Genomic DNA, 21,125 nt, shown 5'->3' with positions numbered 1-21,125 from the left:
AAGTCAGATTCGGACTACAACCAATCGCATATGGCACTGGTCGCGCCATGCATGTCATCCTCGATAAAGCGGGGCAGGTACCGGCGAGTGGGGGGCGCTGGTGGAGATCGAGATTCGCCTTTCCGGGTCGGTCGAGGTGCGCGCGGCCGGCCGGCGTCGTGATGCCGGCCCCACGAAGACCCGTCTGGCGCTCGCCGCACTCGCCTGGGACGCGAGCCGCACCGTGAGCATGGACACGCTCGTCCACCGCATCTGGGACGACCATCCCCCGGCGAAGCCCCGGGACGCCCTCTACGTCCACGTCGCCCGCATCCGCAAGGCACTGGAGATCGACGGACAGGACACGCCCGCGGTCCTCACCCGGGCCAACTCCTATGTCATGGACGTCGATCCGGACCGCGTCGACCTGCGCCGCTACGTCAGCCTGGTCGACCAGGCACGCTCCCTGAAGGACAACAACAGCGCGGCCGAAGCACTCCACCTGCTCGGCCTCGCGGACACGCTGTGGTGCGGCGAACCCCTGGCCGGCATCTCCGCCTACTGGGCCGGGCAACTACGGTCCGCGGTCGGCGAGAAGAGCCTCGCCGCGGCGATGCTGCGGGCGGAGATCCTGCTCGAAGCCGGCCGGTTCGGGGAAGCGGTCCCCGTCCTGCTGCCCTTCGCGGAGGACCACCCGGTCGACGAGGGACTCATCGAACGGATCGCCCTCGCCCTGCACGGCAGCGGACGCACCGCCGACGCGACCCGACTGCTGCACCGGACCCAGCGGCGCATCGTGCACGACCTCGGCACCGACGCCAGCCCGCGACTGGACCGGATCCACCAGGGCATCCTCGCCTCGGCACCGGTGGCCACGCTCCTTCCGGCCACCGGGACGTCGGTCGCCGCACCCCGTCCGGCCGACGTCCCGGACAACCTGGAGCGCGACGTTCCGTGGGTCGGCCGCCGCGCGGAAGTCCGCCGGCTCGGCGCGGCGCTCTCCGAGGCCGGCAGCGCCTCCGCGCCGGTCGTCACCCTCCAAGCGATCGGGGGGATGGGCGGGATCGGCAAGACCTCACTGGCCGTGCACGTCGCCCATCAGATGCGCCACCACTTTCCCGACGGCCGGCTCTATCTGAACCTGCGCGGCCACGCACCCGACCAGCCACCGCTGAGCGTGGCCCAGGCGCTGACCACCCTGTTACGCCTGCTGGGCACGGCATCCGGCGCACTGCCCCAGGACGAGGCCGAACTTGCCGCACTCTGGCGGGGCGCGGTGCGCGACCGGCGCATGGTGGTGATCCTCGACGACGCCGCCGGTCCCGCGCAGGTACGCCCCCTGCTCCCCGGAGCCTCCCCCACGGTGGTGATCGTCACCAGCCGCCAGCGCCTCACCGGCCTGCCCGGAGTCCGGCCGCTCTCGCTCGACGTCCTGCCGCGCGAGGACGCGATCGCCCTCTTCGAAGACCGGCTGGGAGCACACTCCACCCCCGACAGGGCGGACGTCGCCCACATCGTCCGGCTGTGCGGCTACGTGCCCCTGGCCATCGAACTCATGGCCAGCCGGCTGCTGTCCCGGCCGTCCTGGACCACCGCCGACCTGCTGCGCCTGCTGAACAGCGGGTCCAGCCGCCTCTTGGCGATCCGGGACCACGAACGGCGGATGTCCACGGTCCTGGAGCTGTCGTACCGCACACTGCCCCCGCTGGAACGGCTGGTCTTCCGGCGGATCGGGCTGCACACCGGCAGCGAGTTCGGCATCCCCGCCGCGACCGCCCTGACCGGACTCCCGCTCGACGTCACGGAACGCGCGCTGGAACAGCTCCTCGCCTACCACCTCGTCTCCGAACCGTCCCCGCACCGCTTCCGGATGCACGACCTGCTGCGCGAGTACGCCCGCTCCCTGGTCGCCGACGGACCCTCCGCCGCACTCGACGTCGACACCCCGGACGACTCCCGGCTGGCCGTGCGGCGCCTGACGGACCACTACCTCTGCGTCGCGGACCGGGCGGACCGGCTGGTCTTCCCGTTCCGCGCCCGGTTCGCGGTGGCCCCGGACGGCACGGCGCTCCCCGCCACGACCGGACCGCAACCCGCCACCGCGCACGACGCCCAGCAGTGGTTCGTCACCGAGGGCGCCAACCTGCTGGCCGCCCTGGAACACGTACGCGCCCACGGCCCGGCCGACCGGCTGGCGTTGCTCGCCCACGCCCTCGCCGGGTTCATGGACGTGGAGGGGTACCTCGCGACGGCCGAACCGCTGCTGCGGCGCGCCGTCGCGCACTGGCAGGCGGCCGGCCACCGCGCGGCCCGGGCGCGCGCCCTCCTCGACCTCAGTACGGTCTGCGCGCACAGCGGGCAGTACGAGGAGGCCCACCGGACGGCGCGGGAGGCCCTCGACCTGGCGCGCACGCTCCGGGATCCGGGGCTGGAGGGCGAATGCCTCCACCAGCTGACCATCCCCCTGTGGCACACCGGGCAATACGCCGCCGCACGCGACCTCCAGGAGCTTTCTCTCAGTCTGCGGTTGCAAACATCCGACCAACTACAGATCGCGAGGAGCTACAACCTCCTGGGCATCTCCTGCCTCCACTTGGGAGAGACGGAGAAATCCCTCCAGTGCTTTCTCCGAGCGCTCTCTGGCTTCTCTTCCGTCGGTGACCAAAGAGGCCGTTATCGCACACTGAACAATATCGCCGAATTACAGATGCGAAACGGCAACCATAAAGCCGCGGAGAACGCCTACCGGGAGGCCCTGGAAACCCACCGGGACCTGGGAAGCCGAGGAGACTTCGCCACGCTCCAGATGAATCTGGCGAGCATCCTCACCACCACCGGCAAGGCCCCCGAGGCGCTCGACCTGTACGAGGCCGCGCTGCCCACCCTCCGGAGCGTCGGCGACCAGCGCGGCGAGGCCATCGCCCTGAACGGCATCGGAAAGGCACTACAGGCGGTGAGTCGGAGCGAGGAGGCGATCCCGCGGCACGTGGCCGCCCTCGCCACCGTCCGCCGCATCGGCGCCACGGGCGAGGAGGCGACCGTCCTGTACGACCTCAGCCGCGCCGAGCAGCAGATCGGCTGCCTCCAGCAGGCCGTCGTCCACCTGGAGGCCAGCCTCACCATTTGCCGGCGCATCGGGGCACGCACGGAGGAGTCCCGCACCCAGCGAGCCCTGACCCAGCTGCGACGCCGACGGGGAATTACCTCCGAGAACTAGCTCAGCAAAAGCGACAGAAGTACGCAACTCGCGCCTTTTGAACGCCGGAGCGTCGCATCATCAATCTCTGGCATATGCCAGAGGTAATTGCCGCGTCGAGAAATTACATTCTCCCCAAAGGGGAAACTGACCCGACTCTAAGAATTTGCACCAGCATGGTCATCCGCCCTATCTTTTCGGCCACAGGAATCCCGACAAGGGTCCTGTTCCCCCCTTCCTGACGGCGGCCAGCCGGCGATCTCGCCTGCCCGCCGACTCAGGAAACCGCACCGAGGAGACCCTGCACATGGCTCGTATCGGCACAGTGGCGGCCGCGCTCGCCGCTGTCGGCTTCGGCCTCGTCGTCGCCGACGACGTCTGCATGCCGTACCTGGCACCGCACCGGTCGGTCCAGGCCGCCGCGGGTGCGTCCCCCGCGATCCCCCTCACCGCAACCGCAGCCGCTGCCCCGGGAAAATCTCGTCCGGTCCGTCCGGGAGACGTCCTCTGTTGAGCGTGTAGAGGGTGTGCGTCCCGCCGGTGGTGTCCGCACGGCGGGCGATGGCGGAGAGGCAGTCGCCGTGCCGGACCGTGTAGGTGCCGTGCGGGGCCGCGGTGTGGTGAGCGGCGGTGGGGTGGGGCGCGGAACTACGGCGGGGCAGGGCGCGGTCGGTGGACGAGGCGCCCTGGTAGCCGCAGTTGGGCCAGGGGGCGAGGCCGCGCTCCTGGGCGATGCGCTCGCCGATCGCGATCTGCTCGTCGCGGCTGGCCAGGTCGGCACGCGGCGCGTAGCGGCCGCCACCGTAGGCGCGCCAGGTGGACGGGGCGATCTGGAGGCCGCCGTGGTAGCCGTTGCCGGTGTTGGAGTGCCAGTCGCCGCTGCTCTCGCAGGCGGCGATCTGGTCCCAGTCGGTGCCCGACGACGGTGGCGGGGCGGCCGCCGCGGGGCCCGCGGTGCCGACCGCGGCACCCAGGAGTAACAGAAAGGGGAGCAGGGCGCGCACGGCCGGCGAGATCGGTCCGGCGGTGCGTCCGGCGAGCGGCGACGACATGGCGGTACTTCCTCCTGCGTGCTCCAGCGGCGTCGCGGCGCCGTGCTCGTCGCGACTGAGGGGCAGGCACCAGGTAACCGGTCGGCAGGGCGGGTGGCAGTTCTGGGTACGCCAAGGGGAGGGATTTTCACCCGGGCGGTCGCCTGACGGAGGGGGGCGGACCGGAACGTGCGCGCGGACCGGAACGTGCGCGGAGTCCACTCTCGGCCGGCCGAAACGGTAATCGCGACATGACTGGCAACGTCACGCCAGTTACCTGTGGGCGCCGGGCCGTTGGTAGGGCGCGGCGTACATAGAAAGTGACAGCCGGCGCCGGGGGAAGTACCTACCTGCGGATGATCCGTAGGCCCGCGCGGGGCGGGACGCTGGTGCCGTCGACCAGCTCCGCATCAGCGACCAGGGACGAGGGAATTCATGAAGGGCATTGCGATCGGCGTTTTCCTGGCGATCGTCGGCGTCATCCTGTGGCTCACCACCAAGGAAGTGGAGACACCGGTGGTCTCACTTCACAAGGCCGGGCTGGTGCTGGCGATCGTCGGCGGCGCGGAGGCGCTGTTCGCCCTCCTGGGATGGGCGAAGAAGGCCGATAAATAGCGGCCGGACGTGGGTACCGCGACGGACGAACGACCGCGCAATGGCGAGACGCCGGCGGTGCAATGGCAGCAGGGGGCACGAGGCCCGGTCGCGGCCGTTCACGTGCCCGGGATCCGCTTCCCGGCGGTGGACATCAGCTCCGTTTTTCGAGGAGGTCGGCCAGCCGTTCCCGGGCCCGGTCGGCGTGCCGGTACGCCTGGGCCCGCCGGAACAGCTCCGCGGAATAGCGGAGGTATCCGGCGGCCCTTTCCCGGTCCCCCAGCCGCACACAGGATCCCGCGACCTCCGAAAGCGCGGCGGCTTTCTCGTGGCACCGTCCGGTATCGGGGAGCGCGGCCAGTCGCTCACCGAGCACGCACACCCGGGCGTGGTCCCCCAGCGTCTCCGCGCAGACCGCCTCCGCGGTCGTCAGCCAGAGCGGGAAGTCCGGTTCCCGGGCCACCGAGGCGACGACCAGCCCGCGCTCCACGATGCTCCGCGCGGCCGCCCGCTCGCCGCGGCCGAGCAGCAGCAGCGCATAGCGTCCGTTGACGGTCTCCCAGCGCCGGAAGCCGGCCGCGGGAGTGAGCCGGCGGGCGGTCTCGGCCAACAGCCCGGCGGCCCGGTCGGGCGCGCCGCGGTCCCACAGGTCCAGCGCCCGGTGGAGGGCGATCCCGGCGCGCGGCCCCGGCAGCACACCGTCCGTCGGGAGCTCCCCCTGGCCGGCCTCCGACGCCCAATGGGCGCAGCCGCTCCAGTAGGCGCACCGGGTCAGCACGTCGAGGAGGAGCAGCGAGTGGAAGGCACTGTCGGGCGCCCGGGCGGCGGCCGCCTCCAGGGAGGCGCTGAGCGCGTAGCGCAGTCCGTCCTGGACCCGGCCGGCCGACTCCAGCAGGTCGGCCAGGGCGATCAGGGCGCGCACCCGGGTCTCCGCGTACCCGGCGGGGCCGAGCCCGTCCAGCATGCGCAGCAGGACGGCCGCACCGTCGTCGGCGCGGCCCTGGGCGCCGAGTATTTCCGCGATGGCGAGTTGGGCCTCGGTGTACACGTCGTCCGGGCGGCCGACCGGTGCGGTGCCGGCCAGCGTCCGGAATTCCCGCAGTGCCCCTTCGGGATCGCCGCCCTCCCATTGGCGGCGGGCCACGACGAGCCGCCCGACCAGGTCGAGCCGGCGGGTCCGGCCGGTGGATTCCGACCGCGCGGCGCCGCCGGAAAGGTCCGCCATGCCGACCCCGAGCCGCCCGGCCAGAATCTTGAGGGCGCGGCCGCTGGGAATGCGCTTGCCGCGTTCGACGAGGGAGATGTAGCTGGCGGAGATGTCGGCCCCGGCGAGTTCGTGCTGCGTCAATCCCGCACTGATCCGGAGCTCTTTGATTCGCCGCCCGGTATCCGCCGGCTCAGGCATGCGACAAACCCCTCAGCTTCGAATGATTGAGGACTCCGGCCAGCTGCCCACGTCGCCGAGTCACAATGAATGCCGCGCACTTTACCAAGCAGTCAACAAGAAGTCGATACGGATTCCGCCCACTCCACCGGACTTCCGCGCACACCCACCGCAGCATTTCGTCGGCGTCCGGATTGTCGAGAAAGAGGGGAGGGAATGTGGACCACCACGGAAGAAAATACCGGCCAGCCGGTCGAGTAATGTGCGGGCGGCCGACCCGCTACGCCTTTCCCGCACCAACACCGCCTTCATTCCCGGGCACAGTTCATTCCAGGACAGCGCACCCCATTACCCCTTAATGTCATGCAGTCATGCAGGGTCATTAATTTCGACGACAGGATCGTGACAAATAGGCCCGCACAAGCAGGTGCCGGATAATGCGTACGCACCGGCGTCCGCACGGCGACGGGACGGTCGATCAACCATCGACATGACAAAAACTGACTGGCGGCGAGGGCGGCCGAACGGGGCCGACGGTGGCCCGCGCGCACCGCGCCGGCCGACGTGCCGAGGACACCGAGGGGCCTGACCCGCATGCGGTGATCCTGCCGTAGGGGCTGAGCGCGCCAAACCGGCCGACGTGCCGGGGTGCGGCGGTGCGCCCACATGCCAAAGGGCCGCCCGTCGCTGGACGGCTACGGCCTGACGGAGTCCCGCGCGGACGCAGAGGACGGCTCGCTCGCACCGGTCGACACGGACGCCTGGCATCCGGGGCCGCTCTCGGCTGCGACGCCGCGGACGGCGCGATGCGCGTCGCGGGCCGTCGTCAGACGGTGGATCGGCTGGGCTGCACGCTCTCCCCGAGAGCCTGGAGCGCCGCGCCGAAGCCTGCGGCCGGTCGGCCAGGGTGCTGGCCGTCCCCGGTCAACGCCGGGGCTGTGCACTGCACTTCGTCATCGCGGACTCTGGCGGCGAGGCTTCGCCCATCTGATACGGCGACCGATCCTCGGTACCGGAAGATGAACGGCCCTCTGCCGTACGCCGTTTCACGTGAAACCACGAATGCCGGCAGCTGTCTACCGGTTCTGGCGGTGGCCTCTCGTGTGCGGCCTCGTGCCCGTCGACGTCGAACGCAACGTCACATCAAAGTCTGTGGGTACTGCTGTGGGTGGTGCCGTGGGTGGTGCTGTGGAACGTGCCATGGGTGATGCCGTGAGACGTGCTGCGGATGGTGCCGTGAGCGCTGCTTCTGCACCTGCTGTGAGTCCGGTGGTGAGACCGGTGGTGGAAACCGCGGTGAGTCCCGTGGTGGAAACCGCGATGGGTCCTGGTGTTGCTTCGGACGCTTCTTCGGATGCTGCGGCTGGTGCTGCCGGCCGGTGGTGCCGCCGGTACTGGCGTGCGGATGGCCGTCGGGTATCGCTCCGGACCGCGGTGTGTCGTGCTGCCGGCGCGCAGGCGCGGTTCCGGTTCAGACGGCACGGACGGTGCTGTGCTCGCGGCGGCGGGCCGCCGGAATCACCGGGGAGACGGGAACGGCGCCGGAGTGCGCGGGGGCGCCGAACGGACCGGTGGACAGCGACTGGGAGGCGGCGGTGCGACGCACGCGGGAGGTGGGGGAGGCCCCGTGCGCCTCGGCGCGGATGCGCTGCTTGATGGTCGGCGGCAGTGTCGGCAGCGGGGCCCTGCGGCGAACCGAGCCGTTCTCGCCGTACCGGGGCGCGGTGCGCGCGGCGGGCACGAAGGGCTTGACGGTGTCCGTGGCAGGTGTCAACGGTCCCGGATCGTGGACGGGTTCGGTACCGTCCGCCGCGTCGGGACGGGCCGTACCCGGGGCGGTACTGCCCAGGGTCCGCTCGTAGAGCGCGGCCTCCCGGCGGGCCGCGGACGCGGCGGCGGAAACGCCCAGTGACGCGAGCAGTTTGCCCAGCACCGCCAGGCAGGCCGCCCAGAACTTCATGACCTTGGTCGCAGCCATGGTCCCTCGCTTTCGGTCGGGATCCCTGGGAGGGATCCACGGAGTTCCTTCTGTTGCGTTTTCTTATGATGAGTACGCAATGGGAGGATTCACGGACCGACGCCCCCGGATCGGCGTTCTTCCGATGAACACCACTCGTCCGCAGTAGTCGCCCCCGGAAAACCCCAGGCAGCAGCCGGATCGAGGCGCGGTGGAGGGCCCGGTGCGGGTGCGGTGGGGCGGGGCCGCCGGATGCGCGCACCGGTTTCCCGGGGTATGCCGGTGATCGACGGCAGCGGTCCCGCGCGAGCGGCGGCAGGGGTCCCGCGCGAGCCGGCCGCCGGGGCCTGACCTGGCGTCAGGCCGGTGTCGGTACGCCGGTCCGCGCCGTCTCCGCCAGCATCCGGACCGCGGCGGGTTCGGGGGTCGCGGGCGGGAGGATCAGCAGGTCCCAGCGGCCGTGGCCGGCGGAGACCAGGCAGACGGTGTCCGGGCCGGGGCGGTTGGTGGTGTGGCGCAGCCGGACGACGTGGCCGGCGACGAGGATCCGGCCGGGCAGCGCGGGCCAGCCGGAGCCGTTCACCGTGGCGTGGGTGATCCGCGGCCAGTCGAAGGGCAACGCGGCCAGGAGTTCGGGGAGTTCGGCGAGCAGGTCGGTGGAGTGCGGCCACCACACGCCGTCGATCCGCCGGGTCACCTCGCCGTGCGGGGCGATGGCCAGCCGGGCGACGGGCGGCGGTGCGTGGCGCTGCGGAGGGCGGGGGTGCGGGGAGCGGCCCTCGGGGGCGGTGGTCATACGGCGCTCCTGACGCGACGGGCGGCGACCGCGGCCGCCGCGATCGCCGGGGGCGGAAGGGGCCGGGCGAAGCCTGTCGTCGAAGGGCGTCGGCCGCCGGCGCCGGCGGCCGACGGGCGGGCGGAGCCGGCGGCCGGCGTCATCGGTCGTCGTCCGGCTCCCGGGAAGGCGGCGGGCCCGTCGTCGTGCGCGGCCCCGGGCCGGCGCCGTGCGAGCGCTTGTGCAGCCGATGCTGGAACGACTCCTTCAGATGCGCGTACCGGTGCGGGGTGGGCCGTCCGACCGTCTGGGCGTTGACCCGGATGAGGAAGAGCACGCCCATCGCGATCAGGGCCAGCAGCACGAGCACGGACAAGAAGGTCTGCATGGCGCTCACCCGCGTACTCCGGGGCATCCCCTATACGGGCATCCCGGGCTTTGTCGAAAATTCTTCGCTTTCCGGTCGTTTCTCCACCGTACTCCGCGCACTGGCGGCATATCGCGCCAAAGATGGCCATGACGACCGGGGGTGGCATCCGCATACCTTCTACAGGGCTGTAGATTTTACTTGCGCATGACCAAACACATGCGTGAAGCATGCCCAGGGCCCGCCATCCGCATGCTCGCCGCACGACCAGCCGAGGAGATTCACATGGCGCTGTGGGACCGGATCCGAGAGTCCGCGCAGACGATGCAGAGCCAGCTCGTCGCCAAGAAGAACGACCTCAAGAGCGGCGCCTTCCGCGACGCCAGCATGGCGATATGCGCGTTGGTGGCTGCCGCGGACGGGGTCGTCGACCCGTCGGAGCGGCGGCGGGTGGCGCAGCTGATCGCCACCAACGAGGCGTTGCAGAACTTCCCGGCGGAGGACCTCCGGCTCCGCTTCGAGGGCTGCCTGGACAAGCTCGCCGCCGACTTCGACTTCGGCAAGGTCGCGCTGATGCAGGAGATCGGGAAGGTGAAGAAGAAGCCGGTGGAGGCGCGGGCGGTGCTCCAGATCGGCATCGTCATCGGTGGCGCGGACGGCGACTTCGACCCGACCGAGCGCGCGGTGGTGCGCGAGGTGTGCTTCGCGCTGGGGATCTCCCCGGCCGAATTCGATCTCTGAGCACGGCCGGAGCGGGGGCCGGTGCGCCCCCGCTCCCCCGCCGTCCTCCGGATCGTCCGGGTCATCCAGGTCCGCTGGGTCCTCTGGATCCTCCGGGTCCTCCGGGTCCTCCGGGTCCTCCGACCATCCGGATCGTCCGGGACGGTTGAGCCGTCCGCGTCAGACGTTGACGCCGTAGTCCGCCGCGATGCCCGCCAGCCCGGAGGCGTAGCCCTGGCCCACGGCGCGGAACTTCCACTCCGCGTTGTGCCGGTAGAGCTCGCCGAAGACCATCGCGGTCTCGGTCGAGGCGTCCTCGGTCAGGTCGTAGCGGGCCAGTTCGGCGCCGCCCTCCTGGTTGACGACGCGGATGTAGGCGTTGCGCACCTGGCCGAAGTTCTGGCCGCGGCTCTGTGCGTCGTGGATGGAGACCGGGAAGACGATCTTCGTGATCTCGGCCGGCACGCCGTTCAACGCGACGTTGAGGGTCTCGTCGTCGCCCTCGCCCGCGCCGGTCAGGTTGTCGCCGGTGTGCTGCACCGAGCCGTCCGGGCTGGTGAGGTTGTTGTAGAAGACGAAGTGCCGGTCGGAGGCGACCTTGCCGGCGTCGGTGCAGAGCAGTGCACTGGCGTCGAGGTCGTAGTCGGCGCCGGTGGTCGTCCGCACGTCCCAGCCGAGGCCGATCGAGACCGCGGTCAGGCCCGGCGCTTCCTTCGACAGCGAGACGTTGCCGCCCTTGGCGAGCGAGACTCCCATGGCTTCCCTCCAGGTGATGGCCGGTTCCGGTTGCCGTGACCGGTCCCCGGCGGTGAACTAGGACCTGCCGGAAAAACTACAGGACTGTAGAAGTAAGCGGCGGGGAGCGGCGCCGGCGGGTGCAACCCTGTGGACAGCCAGGAGGACACACCGGCGATCGCCGTAAAATGCCCCGACGTCCCAGCCCGCGGGACGCCCGGTGCGACGGGAGGCGACGACATGGGCGGAACACCCTTCGGCAAGGCCCTCGGTGGCAACGGACGGGAGCGAGCCCGGCGCGGACAGGGCCAGTTGGAGGCGCAGGTACTGGCCGCGCTGCACCACGCCCCCGGACCGGCCACCGCCGCCTGGGTGCAGGAGCGGCTCGGCGACGACCTCGCCTACACGACCGTGATGACGATCCTGTCCCGGCTGCACGCCAAGGGAGCGGTCACCCGCGAACGGTCCGGTCGGGCCTACGTATGGACCCCCGCGGCCGACGAGGCCGGGCTCGCCGCGCTGCGGATGCGCCGCGTCCTGGACGGCGAACCAGACCGGGACGCCGTGCTGACCAGCTTCGTCTCGGCCCTCTCGGCACACGACGAGGACGTGCTGCGCAGCCTCCTGGCCCGCGCCGAGGACGACGGCAGAGCCCCGGATCCGGCCCCGGGCACGCGCCGCGAGGACGGCTCGGACGAAGCGCGCGGAGGGTGACCGGTGGGCCTCTTCGTCTTCCTGCCGCTCGTCCTGCCGCTGACCGCCCTGCCGATCGCCCGGCTCGCGGAGCAGCACCTCCACCCCCGGGTCACCACCCGGCTGCTGACCCTGTTGGCCGTGGTCCTCGGGTTGTGCAGCACGCTCTGCCTGGGGCTGCTGGTGGTCGTCGGCACCGCCCAACTGCCCGGTAATCCGCTGCCGGACGGCTGGTCGGACCCGGAGGTGCGGGCCGCGGTGCCGTTCGCCGAGGTGGCCGGTATAGCGGCGATCTTCGCGTTGACCGCCGCCCTCACCGTGTGCGGCACCGCGCTGCGCCGGGACCACCGGATCCGGGAGTTGGCCCATCGCGCGCTGGACGTCCTGCCGACCGGCACCGGTACCGCGGTGCTGCCGGACGACGATCCGTACGCCTACGCCGTGCCCGGCACCCCCGCGCGCCCGGGGCGGCCGGCCCGGGCCGGCCGGATCGCGGTGTCCCGGGGCATGTTGCGGAGCCTCGACGAGGACGAGCGGCGCGCCCTCTTCGCCCACGAGCGCGCCCATCTGCACTGCCGCCACCACCGCTACCTGCTCGCCGTCCGGCTGGCCGGGTGCGTCAACCCGCTGCTGCTGCCGCTGCGTTCCGCGGTCGCCTTCAGCGCCGAGCGCTGGGCGGACGAGGAGGCGGCCCGGGCGGTCGGCGACCGGCGGCTGACCGCGCGGGCGGTGGGGAAGGCCGCGCTGATCTCGCGGCCCGCGCCGTACCCGGTGGCGGTGCAGTTCGCGTCGCCCGAACCAGGGCCGGTACCGCGGCGGGTGGCGGCGCTGCTCGGACCGGTGCCGTCGGCGCGCACCTGGCCGCCGGCGCTGACCCCGGCGGGGCTGGCCGCGCTGGTCGCCGCGGCGGGCACGGCGGCCTCCGCGCTCTCCGCACTGAACGCGTCGGTAGCTCTGTTCCTCGTTCTGAAGGCAGCAACGCCGTGGTGAGTGCACACTGATCCCGGGCTCTCCAGCACGCCACGCCACGGATGGCGTTTTGTGATCCGTAGCACACCAATCAACTTCTACAGCGCTGTAAAAGTTGCCGGTAGGGTTGCGCCTGACATGCGCAACGGGCGCTGCCGGAGGGGGAGATGGCGACGAGGTGCGGACCCCTGACCTGGGACAACCCGCCTCCAGAGGCGGAGGTGCGATGGGTCTATCAGCCGGTCGAGGTCCAATATCCCCACGGTGCCTGGGAGTTGGGCCGGATCAGTGCCTGGTGGACGGACGAGGCGGGCGAGACATGGTGCCTGCTGCGCACCGTGCCCGGCGGCAGCCGTCCGCAGTGGCTCCGCTACGACCCGGAATCCGTACGGCTGCTGCCCACCGAGGGCATCTGACCCACCGGTGCGGACCGCCGCCCCGCGGTCCCCGGCCGGCACCGCCGCCCGCCGCGTCCTCCCTTGTGCGCGCGTACCTCTCCACCCTGCAAGACCAGCTCCAGAAGGACCAGAAGGGCCATCGGCGTGCATGACAGGACGACGCACAGGCAGGCGGCCCGGCGGGGCAACGGGAGCGGCCGGGGTTCGGCGGCGGACGACGGCGACCGTCCCGCGGAGGGTGGCGGCCGTGCGGAGCGGCGCCGGACGGGCTCCGGACGGCGGGCCGCCGGCGGCTCCCGCAAGGCCGGGAAGACCAGGATGACCCGGCGCGGCCGGATCGTGTCCTGGACCGGCGGGGTGCTCGGGGTGCTCCTGCTCGCCACGGCCGGGGTCGGCGCGTGGGTGTACCAGCACCTGAACGGCAACATCACCGGCACGGACGTGGGCAGCGCGCTCGGCGGCGACCGACCGGTCAACCTCAGCCCCGGCTCCAAGAACATCCTGGTCGTCGGCTCCGACAGCCGGGCGGGCACCGGCGACAAGTACGGCAGCGGCCTGACCACCATGCAGTCGGACACCCTGATGGTGCTGCACGTCTCCGCCGACCATAAGTGGGCCACCGCGGTGTCCTTCCCGCGCGACTCCTGGGTGCCGATCCCGGCGTGCGACAAGGGCAGCGGTGCGCAGTCCGCCCCGCACCACTTCAAGATCAACGAAGCGTTCAGCATCGGCGGGCTCAGCGGCGACGTCGGCAAAGCGGCGGCGTGCAGCATCAAGACCATCGAGAAGAACACCGGCCTGCGCATCGACCACTTCGTCTCGGTCGACTTCCAGGGCTTCAAGGGCATGGTCAACGCGCTGGGCGGCATCGAGGTCTGCCCCAAGCACGCCATCCACGACAAGAAGGCCCACCTCGACATGGACGCCGGCTGCCAGAACGTCACCGACGAGAAGGCGCTCGGCTACGTCCGCACCCGCTACAGCGTCGGCGACGGCTCCGACCTCGGCCGGATCGGCCGTCAGCAGGAGTTCATGAAGGCGCTCGCGGCCAAGGCGCAGTCCAAGCTCACCAGCCCGACCGACCTCTACGGCTTCCTGGACTCGGCCACCAAGTCCCTCACCACCGACAAGGACCTGGCCGGGCTCAAGCCGCTGTACGACCTCGCCTCCACGGTCAAGGACATCCCCTCCGACCGCCTCACCTTCCTCACCGTCCCCACCTATCCGCGTGAGGCGGACATCCCCACCGACAAGGCGAACGTGCTCTGGCAATACCCGCAGGCCAACGAGCTGTTCAGCGACCTCGCCCACGACCGCGAGGTCGGCGCCGCCGGGAAGAAGAAGTTCGCGGAGGCCGCGCAGAACCCGGTGACCGCGCATTCGGTCCGGGTGCGGGTGCTCAACGGCACCGGGACCAAGGGCCTCGCCGCGGTCGCCGCCCAGCGACTGCGCCAACTCGGCTTCACCGTCGTCTTCACCGACAACGGCCCGACCACCGACAAGTCCACCATCAGCTACCCGCCCAGCCTCAAGACCCAGGCCGAGGTGCTCGCCGCACGGCTGCCCGGCTCCAAGGCGACCGAATCGGCGCAGGCCCCGCCGGGTGCGGTGACGCTCACGGTCGGGCCGGACTTCTCGACGAAGGACAGCTGACGCGCGAAACGGCCGGGCGGACGGCGACCGGACCGCCCGGCCGTGGCCCCGCGCGCCCCGTCAGGCGTGCAGCCGCTCGACGGGGCGGGCGGTGTGCACCTCGATGTCGTGCGCGGCGCGACTGAGCAGCTGATGGCTGAGGTCCGACATCGCCCGCGCCACCGCCAACTCGTCCCCGATGGCGGGGACGTTCTCATCCGTCGGATTGCACCTGGCGGTTCCTTCGCCGATGATCTGCCCGCCCTCCTTGCCGCGCAGCCGGGCCTCGGCCCGGACGTCGCTGCCGGACTCGACGATGTTGATCTCGGCGTGCCACGTCTTCGACTTCGTACGCTTACCCGTGCCGGTCACCGGAAGCCTCCTCATACCGCATGGGAACAGTCCCCACCCCCAGCGTGGCACCGGCGCCCAGGGGCCGCACCCGGAGGCTCTCCCTCTCCGGGACCCGGGGGATAGCCCCATGGTCAGCGGGTCGCGGCAGACCTTAAAGTCGTCGGCAGTGGGCCCGGCGCGGGCGGCCGGCGCGCCGCGGCACGGGCCCGGACCGCGGGGCGACGGGCTGCTGCCCGGAGCCGTGAACAGACCGGATTCCGGGGGGATTTCATGAACCGACACGTCCGCTTCGTGGGGGCCGTGGCACTGGCCGGGGCCGGGGCACTGGCCCTCGGCGCGTGCAGCCTGCGGGTCGGCGAGACCTTCTCCGACGACGCCACGGTGGCACAGCAGATCACGGCGGTGCGGGTGGACACCTCCGACGGCGGCGTGACGGTGCGCGGCGGCAAGGGCGGCAGCACGGTCAGCGTGCACCGCAAGGTCACCTACCGGGGCGACCGACCGCAGGGGCCGACGCATCGGGTCGAGGGGGGCATCCTGGTGCTCGGCGGCTGCGGCAACGACCACTGCTCGGTGACGTACACGGTCGACCTGCCCGGCACGGTCCCGGTGACCGGTGGCACCTCCAACGGCGCGATCAACCTGTCCAAGGTGGCCGCGGTGCGGGTGACCACCAGCAACGGGGAGATCGACCTGGACGGGGTGTCCGGAGCGGTGGACGTCCGGAGCGAGGACGGCGCGATCACCGGGAAGGGCCTGGCGGGCACCGGCATCAAGGCCGAGACCTCCGACGGCGAGATCACGCTCACCGCGGCCAAGCCGCAGAACATCCGGGCGAAGACGTCCAACGGCGCGGTCTCGGTCACCGTGCCGGACGACCGGTACCAGGTGTCAGCGGAGACCTCCAACGGCGCGAAGCGGATCGAGGTCCGCAACGATCCGTCGGGGCGCTACCGGCTCGATCTGACCACCAGCAACGGGGAGATCCACGCCGGGACGGCCGGCGGCTGAGCCCACCGGGCCGCCGTCCTCGGGGGAACTACCACGTCGGAAAGATGCCGGACCGCCGGGCCGGCGGCTGCTGGACTGAGGGCATCGCAACGGGTCGCTCCTCAGAACGGACACCATGACGACCACCGGCAGCACCAGGACCACCACCCCCCGAAACCCGCACCGCACGACGGCCCCACGGGACTCCGGGCCCGGGGCACCCCCGGCCCCGACGGGCCGTACGCCGCTCAAGGGCCGGCTCGCCGTGCTCGCCGTGACCCTGGGCATCTTCGCCATCGTCACCACCGAGATCCTGCCGATCGGTCTGCTGACGCGGATCGGGGCCGACTTCGGCGTCTCCGACGGCACCGCGGGGCTGATGATGACGCTCCCCGGATTCCTCGCCGCATGCGCCGCGCCGACGGTGACGATGGCCACCGCCCGGATCGACCGGCGGCTGATGCTCTGTGCCTTCGTCGCCCTGCTGGCGTTGGCGAACTTCCTCGCCGCGGCCGCACCGACCTACTGGCTGGTGCTGCTGTCCCGGGTCCTGGTCGGCATCGTCATCGGCGGGTTCTGGTCGATCGGGGCCGGGCTCGCCGAGCGGCTGGTACCGGCGGAGTCGGTCGGCCGGGCCACCGCGGTGATCTTCTCCGCGGTACCGCTGGGCTCGGTGTTCGGGGTGCCCGCCGGGACCTTCCTCGGCGATCTGGCCGGCTGGCGGACCGCCTGTGCCGCGGTCGGGGCGCTGACGGTGGGGGTGTTGGTGCTGACCGCGCTGGTGATCCCGCCATTGCCCGCGGTCCGCGCCACCAGCCCGACGCTGCTGCGCGGCATGCTGCGCGGGGTGCACACCCGGTTCGCGCTGCTGATGACGTTCCTGATCGTGCTGGCCCACTTCGGCGCGTACACCTATGTGACGCCGTTCCTGGAACGGACCACGCATCTCGCGACCGCCGGGACGATCACGCTGTTCCTGCTGGTCTACGGCGTCGCCGGGGTGGTGGGGAACTTCGCCGGCGGTGCCATGGTGGCGCGGCGTCCGCGCACCGTCTTCGGAACCGCGGCCGGGCTGCTGGCCCTGGCCACGCTGCTGCTGCCGGTCGTCGGCCGCGGACCGGTCGGCGCGCTGGCGCTGCTGGTGGTCTGGGGCGTCGCGTACGGCGCGGTGCCGGTCGCCTCACAGACCTGGTTCGCCAAGGCGGCACCCGAGGCGCCCGAGGCGGCCTCGGTGCTGTTCACCGCGTCGTTCCAGGCCACGTTCTCGCTCGGCGCGCTGGCCGGCGGGATGGTGGTGGACCGGACGTCCCCCTCGGTGGTGATGACGCTGGCCGGGGCGACCGCGGTCCTGGTGGCCCTGGCCGCGTGGCTGCACTTCGCCAAACGGCTTTCCTGGCCGCAGGGTTGAGGGAGCGGCGTTCGGTCGGCGGAGGGAGGCCGAGGCGGTGTTTCACGTGAAACACCGCCCCTCGTCACGCCCCTCCGGGCCGTCAGTCCTCGCCCTCCAGCTCGCCCTCGGTCTCCAGGAAGGCGTCCCGCAGCGCCGCCAGCGTCTCCGCGTCCGGCTTCTCCCACATACCGCGGGACTCCGCCTCCAGGAGGCGCTCGGCGATGCCGTGCAGCGCCCAGGGGTTGGCTTCCTGGAGGAACGCGCGGTTCTCCGGGTCCAGGACGTAGGTCTGGGCGAGCTTGTCGTACATCCAGTCGGCGACGACCCCGGTCGTGGCGTCGTAGCCGAACAAGTAGTCCACGGTGGCAGCGAGTTCGAAGGCGCCCTTGTAGCCGTGGCGGCGCATCGCCTCGATCCAGCGGGGGTTGACGACCCGGGCCCGGAAGACCCGGGAGGTCTCCTCCACCAGCGTCCTGGTGCGGACCGTCTCGGGGCGGGTCGAGTCGCCGATGTACGCCTCGGGGGCCTTACCCTTGAGCGCCTTGACGGTGGCGACCATGCCGCCGTGGTACTGGAAGTAGTCGTCGGAGTCGGCGATGTCGTGCTCGCGGGTGTCGGTGTTCTTGGCGGCCACCGCGATGCGCTTGTAGGCGGTCTCCATCTCCTCCCGGGCCGGGCGGCCCTCCAGCCCCCGCCCGTAGGCGTAGCCGCCCCAGACGGTGTAGACCTCGGCGAGGTCGGCGTCGGTGCGCCAGTCGCGGGAGTCGATGAGCTGGAGCAACCCCGCGCCGTACGTACCGGGACGGGAGCCGAAGATCCGGGTGGTGGCGCGGCGTTCGTCGCCGTGCGCGGCGAGGTCCGCCTGGGCGTGGGCCCGGACGAAGTTGCGGTCGGCGGGCTCGTCGAGACCGGCGGCGAGCCGCACCGCGTCGTCGAGCAGGCCGATGACGTGCGGGAACGCGTCGCGGAAGAAACCGCTGATGCGCAGGGTGACGTCGATCCGAGGACGGCCCAGCTCATCGAGCGCCACGGCCTCCAGGCCGGTCACCCGGCGCGAGGCGTCGTCCCACACGGGGCGGACGCCCAGCAGTGCCAGCGCCTCCGCCACGTCGTCGCCGGAGGTGCGCATCGCGCTGGTGCCCCACAGGGACAGGCCCACCGACTCCGGCCAGTCGCCGTTGTCGTCGCGGTAGCGGGTCAGCAGCGAGTCGGCGAGCGCCTGACCGGTCTCCCAGGCGAGCCGCGACGGGACGGCCTTGGGGTCGACGGAGTAGAAGTTGCGGCCGGTCGGCAGGACGTTGACCAGACCGCGCAGCGGTGAGCCGGACGGGCCGGCCGGGACGAACCCGCCGTTCAGGGCGTGCACCGCGTGGTCGACCTCGGCCGTGGTGCCGGCCAGCCGCGGGACGACCTCCCGGGCGGCGAAGTCGAGGATGTCGGCGACCGCGGTCGGGTGCCCCTCGGCGACCCGACGCACCGCTGTCGGGTCCCAGTCCGCGTCCTCCATCGCCTGGACGAGGCCGCGGGCGACCGCCTCGGCTTCGTCGGCTGCGGTCCGGGTCGCGGCCGACTCGTCCAGGCCGAGCGCCTCGCGCAGTCCGGGCAGCGCGGAGGTGCCGCCCCAGATCTGTCGGGCGCGCAGGATGGCCAGCACGAGGTTGACCCGGGCCGCGCCGACCGGTGCGGCGCCCAGCACGTGCAGGCCGTCGCGGATCTGCGCGTCCTTGACCTCGCAGAGCCAGCCGTCGACGTGGAGCAGGAAGTCGTCGAACCCGTCGTCGTCCGGGCGTGCGTCCAGGCCCAGGTCGTGGTCGAGCTTGGCGGCCTGGATCAGGGTCCAGATCTGCGCGCGGATGGCGGGCAGCTTGGCCGGGTCCATCGAGGAGATCGCCGCGTACTCGTCGAGCAGCTGCTCAAGGCGGGCGATGTCGCCGTAGGAGTCGGCGCGGGCCATCGGCGGGACGAGGTGGTCGACGAGGGTGGCGTGCACCCGACGCTTGGCCTGGGTGCCCTCGCCCGGGTCGTTGACCAGGAACGGGTAGACGAGCGGGAGGTCGCCGAGCGCCGCGTCCGGACCGCAGGCGGCGGAGAGGCCGGCGTTCTTGCCGGGCAGCCACTCCAGGTTGCCGTGCTTGCCCAGGTGGACCATGGCGTCGGCGCCGAAGCCGCCGTCGACGGTGGAGGCGGCGATCCAGCGGTAGGCCGCCAAGTAGTGGTGGGAGGGCGGCAGATCGGGGTCGTGGTAGATCGCGATCGGGTTCTCGCCGAAGCCGCGCGGCGGCTGGATGAGGATCAGCAGGTTGCCGCGGCGCAGGGCGGCCAGCACGATGTCGCCCTCGGGGTTCCGGCTGCGGTCGAGGAACATCTCGCCGGGCGGCGGGCCCCAGTGCTCCTCGACGGACTCCCGCAGCTGCTGCGGCAGCGTGGCGTACCAGCGGCGGTAGTCGGCGGCCGGGATGCGGACCGGGTTGCGGGCCAACTGCTCCTCGGTCAGCCACTCCTGGTCGTGGCCACCGGCCTCGATGAGGGCGTAGATCAGCTCGTCGCCGTCGCCGGACGCGAGGCCCGGCACGGGCTCCGTCCCGAAGTCGTAGCCCTCGGCCTGGAGGCGGCGCAGCAGCGCGACGGCGCTCGCCGGGGTGTCCAGGCCGACCGCGTTGCCGATCCGGGAGTGCTTGGTGGGGTAGGCGGACAGCACCAGCGCCAGTCGCTTCTCGGCGGCCGGGATGTGCCGCAGCCGGGCGTGCCGGACGGCGATCCCGGCGACCCGGGCGGCGCGTTCGGCGTCGGCGACGTACACCGGCAGACCGTCCTCGTCGATCTCCTTGAACGAGAACGGCACGGTGATCAGCCGCCCGTCGAACTCGGGCACGGCGATCTGCGAGGCGGCGTCGAGCGGGGAGAGTCCCTCGTCGCTCTCCTCCCAGGCGGCCCGCGACCCGGTCAGGCAGAGCGCCTGGAGGATCGGCACGTCCAGGCCGGCCAGCGCACCCGCGTCCCAGGACTCGTCGTCGCCGCCCGCGGACGCCTCGGCGGGCTTGGTGCCGCCCGCGGCCAGCACGGTGGTGACGATGGCGTCGGCGGTGCGCAGTTCCTCGATCAGCTCCGGCTCGGGGGCCCGCAGCGAGGCGACGAACAGCGGCAGCGGACGGCCGCCGGCCCGCTCGACCTGGTCGCACAGGTCATGGATGAAGCCGGTGTTGCCGCTCATGTGGTGGGCGCGGTAGTAGAGCACGGCCACCGTCGGGCCGGTCACCTCCCGCGCTGTGCGCTCCAGCGGGCCCCAGGACGGGGCGGCCGCGGGCGGCTCGAAGCCGTGGCCGGTGAGCAGGACGGTGTCGCTGAGGAAGCAGGCCAGCTGGGAGAGGTTGGCCGGGCCGCCGTGCGCGAGGTAGGCGTGCGCCTCGGCCGCGATGCCGACGGGGACCGTGGACGCCTCCATGAGCTGGGCGTCGGGGGCCTGTTCACCGGTGAGCACGACGACCGGCCGGTGCTGGTCCGCGGCCAACAGCACGTCCAGACCGTCCTGCCAGGCGCGGAGACCGCCGAGCAGGCGGACGACGACCAGGTCGGTGCCCTCCAGGAGCCCGGGGAGTTCGGCGACGTCGAGACGGGAGGGGTTGGCGAGCCGGTACGGCACGGGGCCGCTGGCCGCGCGGGCGCTGAGCAGGTCGGTGTCGGAGGTCGACAGCAGCAGGATCACGGCGCAGCCTTCCTCGGGGTATCCGCGCCCCGGGTGGTCGTATGGACGGCGGGAGTTCCTGGCTCACCCGGCGGTGGCCGGGTTCACAGTGGCGGGACCGCGCCGGATTCTCACCGGGCTTCCTCCCTTGGCGCCGTCGCTGGCGTCCGGCGGGTCAGCCGACCCACCGACCTGCATAGTAAGGGCTGCGGCCGGGCCGCGGGAGCCCGCCTCCGGAGCTGCCGTTCACCACCCCTCGCCCCGGTTCCGGGCGCCACC

The 21,125-nt window shown here is 72.0% G+C and carries 17 protein-coding genes and 1 riboswitch; of the genes, 9 read left to right on the top strand and 8 right to left on the bottom strand.

All coding sequences use genetic code 11. From position 1 onward, the window contains the following. Nucleotides 1-100: 100 nt before the first annotated feature. A complete protein-coding gene (locus tag ACFVT2_RS02695; RefSeq protein ID WP_390011139.1) occupies nt 101-3,196 on the top strand; it encodes a tetratricopeptide repeat protein in 3,096 nt (1,031 codons plus the stop codon). Between the two features lie 425 nt (nt 3,197-3,621). Here the strand turns inward: ACFVT2_RS02695 and ACFVT2_RS02690 are convergent, their stop codons facing one another. After that, entirely contained in the window at nt 3,622-4,227 is a 606-nt protein-coding gene (locus tag ACFVT2_RS02690; protein ID WP_390011137.1) for a transglycosylase family protein, read from the bottom strand. 414 nt (nt 4,228-4,641) lie between these two features. On the opposite strand from ACFVT2_RS02690, the gene ACFVT2_RS02685 reads away from it, so the two are divergent. After that, nucleotides 4,642-4,821: a DUF5708 family protein gene (locus tag ACFVT2_RS02685; protein ID WP_390011136.1), complete on the top strand. Its 180-nt coding sequence runs from the start codon at nt 4,642-4,644 to the stop codon at nt 4,819-4,821. Nucleotides 4,822-4,954: 133 nt separating this feature from the next. On the opposite strand, the gene ACFVT2_RS02680 is transcribed toward ACFVT2_RS02685, so the two are convergent. From ACFVT2_RS02680 to ACFVT2_RS02665, 4 genes are all read right to left on the bottom strand, one after another. Next, entirely contained in the window at nt 4,955-6,205 is a 1,251-nt protein-coding gene (locus ACFVT2_RS02680) for a helix-turn-helix domain-containing protein (protein WP_390011134.1), read from the bottom strand. Nucleotides 6,206-7,655: 1,450 nt separating this feature from the next. Then, the gene (locus tag ACFVT2_RS02675; protein WP_390011132.1) at nt 7,656-8,162 is read right to left on the bottom strand and encodes a DUF6344 domain-containing protein; all 507 of its coding nucleotides are present in this window, start codon (nt 8,160-8,162) and stop codon (nt 7,656-7,658) included. 337 nt (nt 8,163-8,499) lie between these two features. Next, a complete protein-coding gene (locus ACFVT2_RS02670; protein ID WP_390011130.1) occupies nt 8,500-8,937 on the bottom strand; it encodes a DUF5994 family protein in 438 nt (145 codons plus the stop codon). 139 nt (nt 8,938-9,076) lie between these two features. Further along, nucleotides 9,077-9,304, bottom strand: a complete 228-nt coding sequence (locus ACFVT2_RS02665) for a hypothetical protein (protein WP_390011128.1) — start codon at nt 9,302-9,304, stop codon at nt 9,077-9,079. A gap of 264 nt (nt 9,305-9,568) precedes the next feature. Here ACFVT2_RS02665 and ACFVT2_RS02660 point away from each other — a divergent pair, with 264 nt between their 5' ends. Next, a complete protein-coding gene (locus ACFVT2_RS02660; RefSeq protein ID WP_390011126.1) occupies nt 9,569-10,024 on the top strand; it encodes a tellurite resistance TerB family protein in 456 nt (151 codons plus the stop codon). A gap of 159 nt (nt 10,025-10,183) precedes the next feature. Here ACFVT2_RS02660 and ACFVT2_RS02655 read toward each other — a convergent pair whose 3' ends face one another. Continuing rightward, on the bottom strand, nt 10,184-10,759 hold the full coding sequence (locus tag ACFVT2_RS02655) for a TerD family protein (RefSeq protein WP_390011124.1): 576 nt from the start codon (nt 10,757-10,759) through the stop codon (nt 10,184-10,186). A gap of 219 nt (nt 10,760-10,978) precedes the next feature. On the opposite strand from ACFVT2_RS02655, the gene ACFVT2_RS02650 reads away from it, so the two are divergent. The 4 genes from ACFVT2_RS02650 to ACFVT2_RS02635 all read left to right on the top strand — a co-directional run bounded on the left by ACFVT2_RS02650 (nt 10,979) and on the right by ACFVT2_RS02635 (nt 14,451). Continuing rightward, the gene (locus tag ACFVT2_RS02650) at nt 10,979-11,452 is read left to right on the top strand and encodes a BlaI/MecI/CopY family transcriptional regulator (protein WP_390011122.1); all 474 of its coding nucleotides are present in this window, start codon (nt 10,979-10,981) and stop codon (nt 11,450-11,452) included. Nucleotides 11,453-11,455: 3 nt separating this feature from the next. Next, nucleotides 11,456-12,421 carry a M56 family metallopeptidase gene (locus ACFVT2_RS02645; protein WP_390011121.1) on the top strand — a complete coding sequence of 322 codons (966 nt, stop codon included), beginning with the start codon at nt 11,456-11,458 and terminating at the stop codon, nt 12,419-12,421. Between the two features lie 146 nt (nt 12,422-12,567). Continuing rightward, nucleotides 12,568-12,816: a hypothetical protein gene (locus ACFVT2_RS02640; RefSeq protein WP_390011119.1), complete on the top strand. Its 249-nt coding sequence runs from the start codon at nt 12,568-12,570 to the stop codon at nt 12,814-12,816. Nucleotides 12,817-13,116: 300 nt separating this feature from the next. Continuing rightward, entirely contained in the window at nt 13,117-14,451 is a 1,335-nt protein-coding gene (locus ACFVT2_RS02635) for an LCP family protein (protein ID WP_390011241.1), read from the top strand. Nucleotides 14,452-14,511: 60 nt separating this feature from the next. On the opposite strand, the gene ACFVT2_RS02630 is transcribed toward ACFVT2_RS02635, so the two are convergent. After that, nucleotides 14,512-14,817 (bottom strand): DUF1876 domain-containing protein, encoded by a 306-nt coding sequence (locus ACFVT2_RS02630; RefSeq protein ID WP_390011117.1) that lies wholly within the window; start codon nt 14,815-14,817, stop codon nt 14,512-14,514. A 237-nt stretch (nt 14,818-15,054) separates the two neighbouring features. Between ACFVT2_RS02630 and ACFVT2_RS02625 the strand changes: the two genes are divergently transcribed. Both ACFVT2_RS02625 and ACFVT2_RS02620 read left to right on the top strand, forming a co-directional pair. Then, complete coding sequence (locus tag ACFVT2_RS02625; RefSeq protein WP_390011115.1) at nt 15,055-15,795, top strand: DUF4097 domain-containing protein; 741 nt, start codon at nt 15,055-15,057, stop codon at nt 15,793-15,795. Nucleotides 15,796-15,910: 115 nt separating this feature from the next. Next, nucleotides 15,911-17,182 carry an MFS transporter gene (locus ACFVT2_RS02620; protein ID WP_390011114.1) on the top strand — a complete coding sequence of 424 codons (1,272 nt, stop codon included), beginning with the start codon at nt 15,911-15,913 and terminating at the stop codon, nt 17,180-17,182. 82 nt (nt 17,183-17,264) lie between these two features. Here the strand turns inward: ACFVT2_RS02620 and cobN are convergent, their stop codons facing one another. After that, nucleotides 17,265-20,867: a cobaltochelatase subunit CobN gene (cobN, locus tag ACFVT2_RS02615; protein ID WP_390011112.1), complete on the bottom strand. Its 3,603-nt coding sequence runs from the start codon at nt 20,865-20,867 to the stop codon at nt 17,265-17,267. A 31-nt stretch (nt 20,868-20,898) separates the two neighbouring features. Beyond that, nucleotides 20,899-21,051: riboswitch (cobalamin riboswitch) on the bottom strand. Nucleotides 21,052-21,125: the final 74 nt, after the last annotated feature.

It is taken from the genome of Streptomyces sp. NPDC058000, assembly GCF_042886435.1.
Lineage (GTDB): Bacteria > Actinomycetota > Actinomycetes > Streptomycetales > Streptomycetaceae > Streptomyces.
This window is presented reverse-complemented; position numbering and strand designations above follow the sequence as displayed.

Excerpts from the sequence above, each read along its gene's own strand:
- ACFVT2_RS02690 (WP_390011137.1), bottom strand. The coding sequence starts at position 4,227 with ATGTCGTCGCCGCTCGCCGGACGCACCGCCGGACCGATCTCGCCGGCC.
- ACFVT2_RS02685 (WP_390011136.1), top strand. The coding sequence starts at position 4,642 with ATGAAGGGCATTGCGATCGGCGTTTTCCTGGCGATCGTCGGCGTCATC.
- ACFVT2_RS02680 (WP_390011134.1), bottom strand. The coding sequence starts at position 6,205 with ATGCCTGAGCCGGCGGATACCGGGCGGCGAATCAAAGAGCTCCGGATC.
- ACFVT2_RS02675 (WP_390011132.1), bottom strand. The coding sequence starts at position 8,162 with ATGGCTGCGACCAAGGTCATGAAGTTCTGGGCGGCCTGCCTGGCGGTG.
- ACFVT2_RS02670 (WP_390011130.1), bottom strand. The coding sequence starts at position 8,937 with ATGACCACCGCCCCCGAGGGCCGCTCCCCGCACCCCCGCCCTCCGCAG.
- ACFVT2_RS02665 (WP_390011128.1), bottom strand. The coding sequence starts at position 9,304 with ATGCAGACCTTCTTGTCCGTGCTCGTGCTGCTGGCCCTGATCGCGATG.
- ACFVT2_RS02660 (WP_390011126.1), top strand. The coding sequence starts at position 9,569 with ATGGCGCTGTGGGACCGGATCCGAGAGTCCGCGCAGACGATGCAGAGC.
- ACFVT2_RS02655 (WP_390011124.1), bottom strand. The coding sequence starts at position 10,759 with ATGGGAGTCTCGCTCGCCAAGGGCGGCAACGTCTCGCTGTCGAAGGAA.
- ACFVT2_RS02650 (WP_390011122.1), top strand. The coding sequence starts at position 10,979 with ATGGGCGGAACACCCTTCGGCAAGGCCCTCGGTGGCAACGGACGGGAG.
- ACFVT2_RS02640 (WP_390011119.1), top strand. The coding sequence starts at position 12,568 with ATGGCGACGAGGTGCGGACCCCTGACCTGGGACAACCCGCCTCCAGAG.
- ACFVT2_RS02635 (WP_390011241.1), top strand. The coding sequence starts at position 13,117 with ATGACCCGGCGCGGCCGGATCGTGTCCTGGACCGGCGGGGTGCTCGGG.
- ACFVT2_RS02630 (WP_390011117.1), bottom strand. The coding sequence starts at position 14,817 with ATGAGGAGGCTTCCGGTGACCGGCACGGGTAAGCGTACGAAGTCGAAG.
- ACFVT2_RS02625 (WP_390011115.1), top strand. The coding sequence starts at position 15,055 with ATGAACCGACACGTCCGCTTCGTGGGGGCCGTGGCACTGGCCGGGGCC.
- ACFVT2_RS02620 (WP_390011114.1), top strand. The coding sequence starts at position 15,911 with ATGACGACCACCGGCAGCACCAGGACCACCACCCCCCGAAACCCGCAC.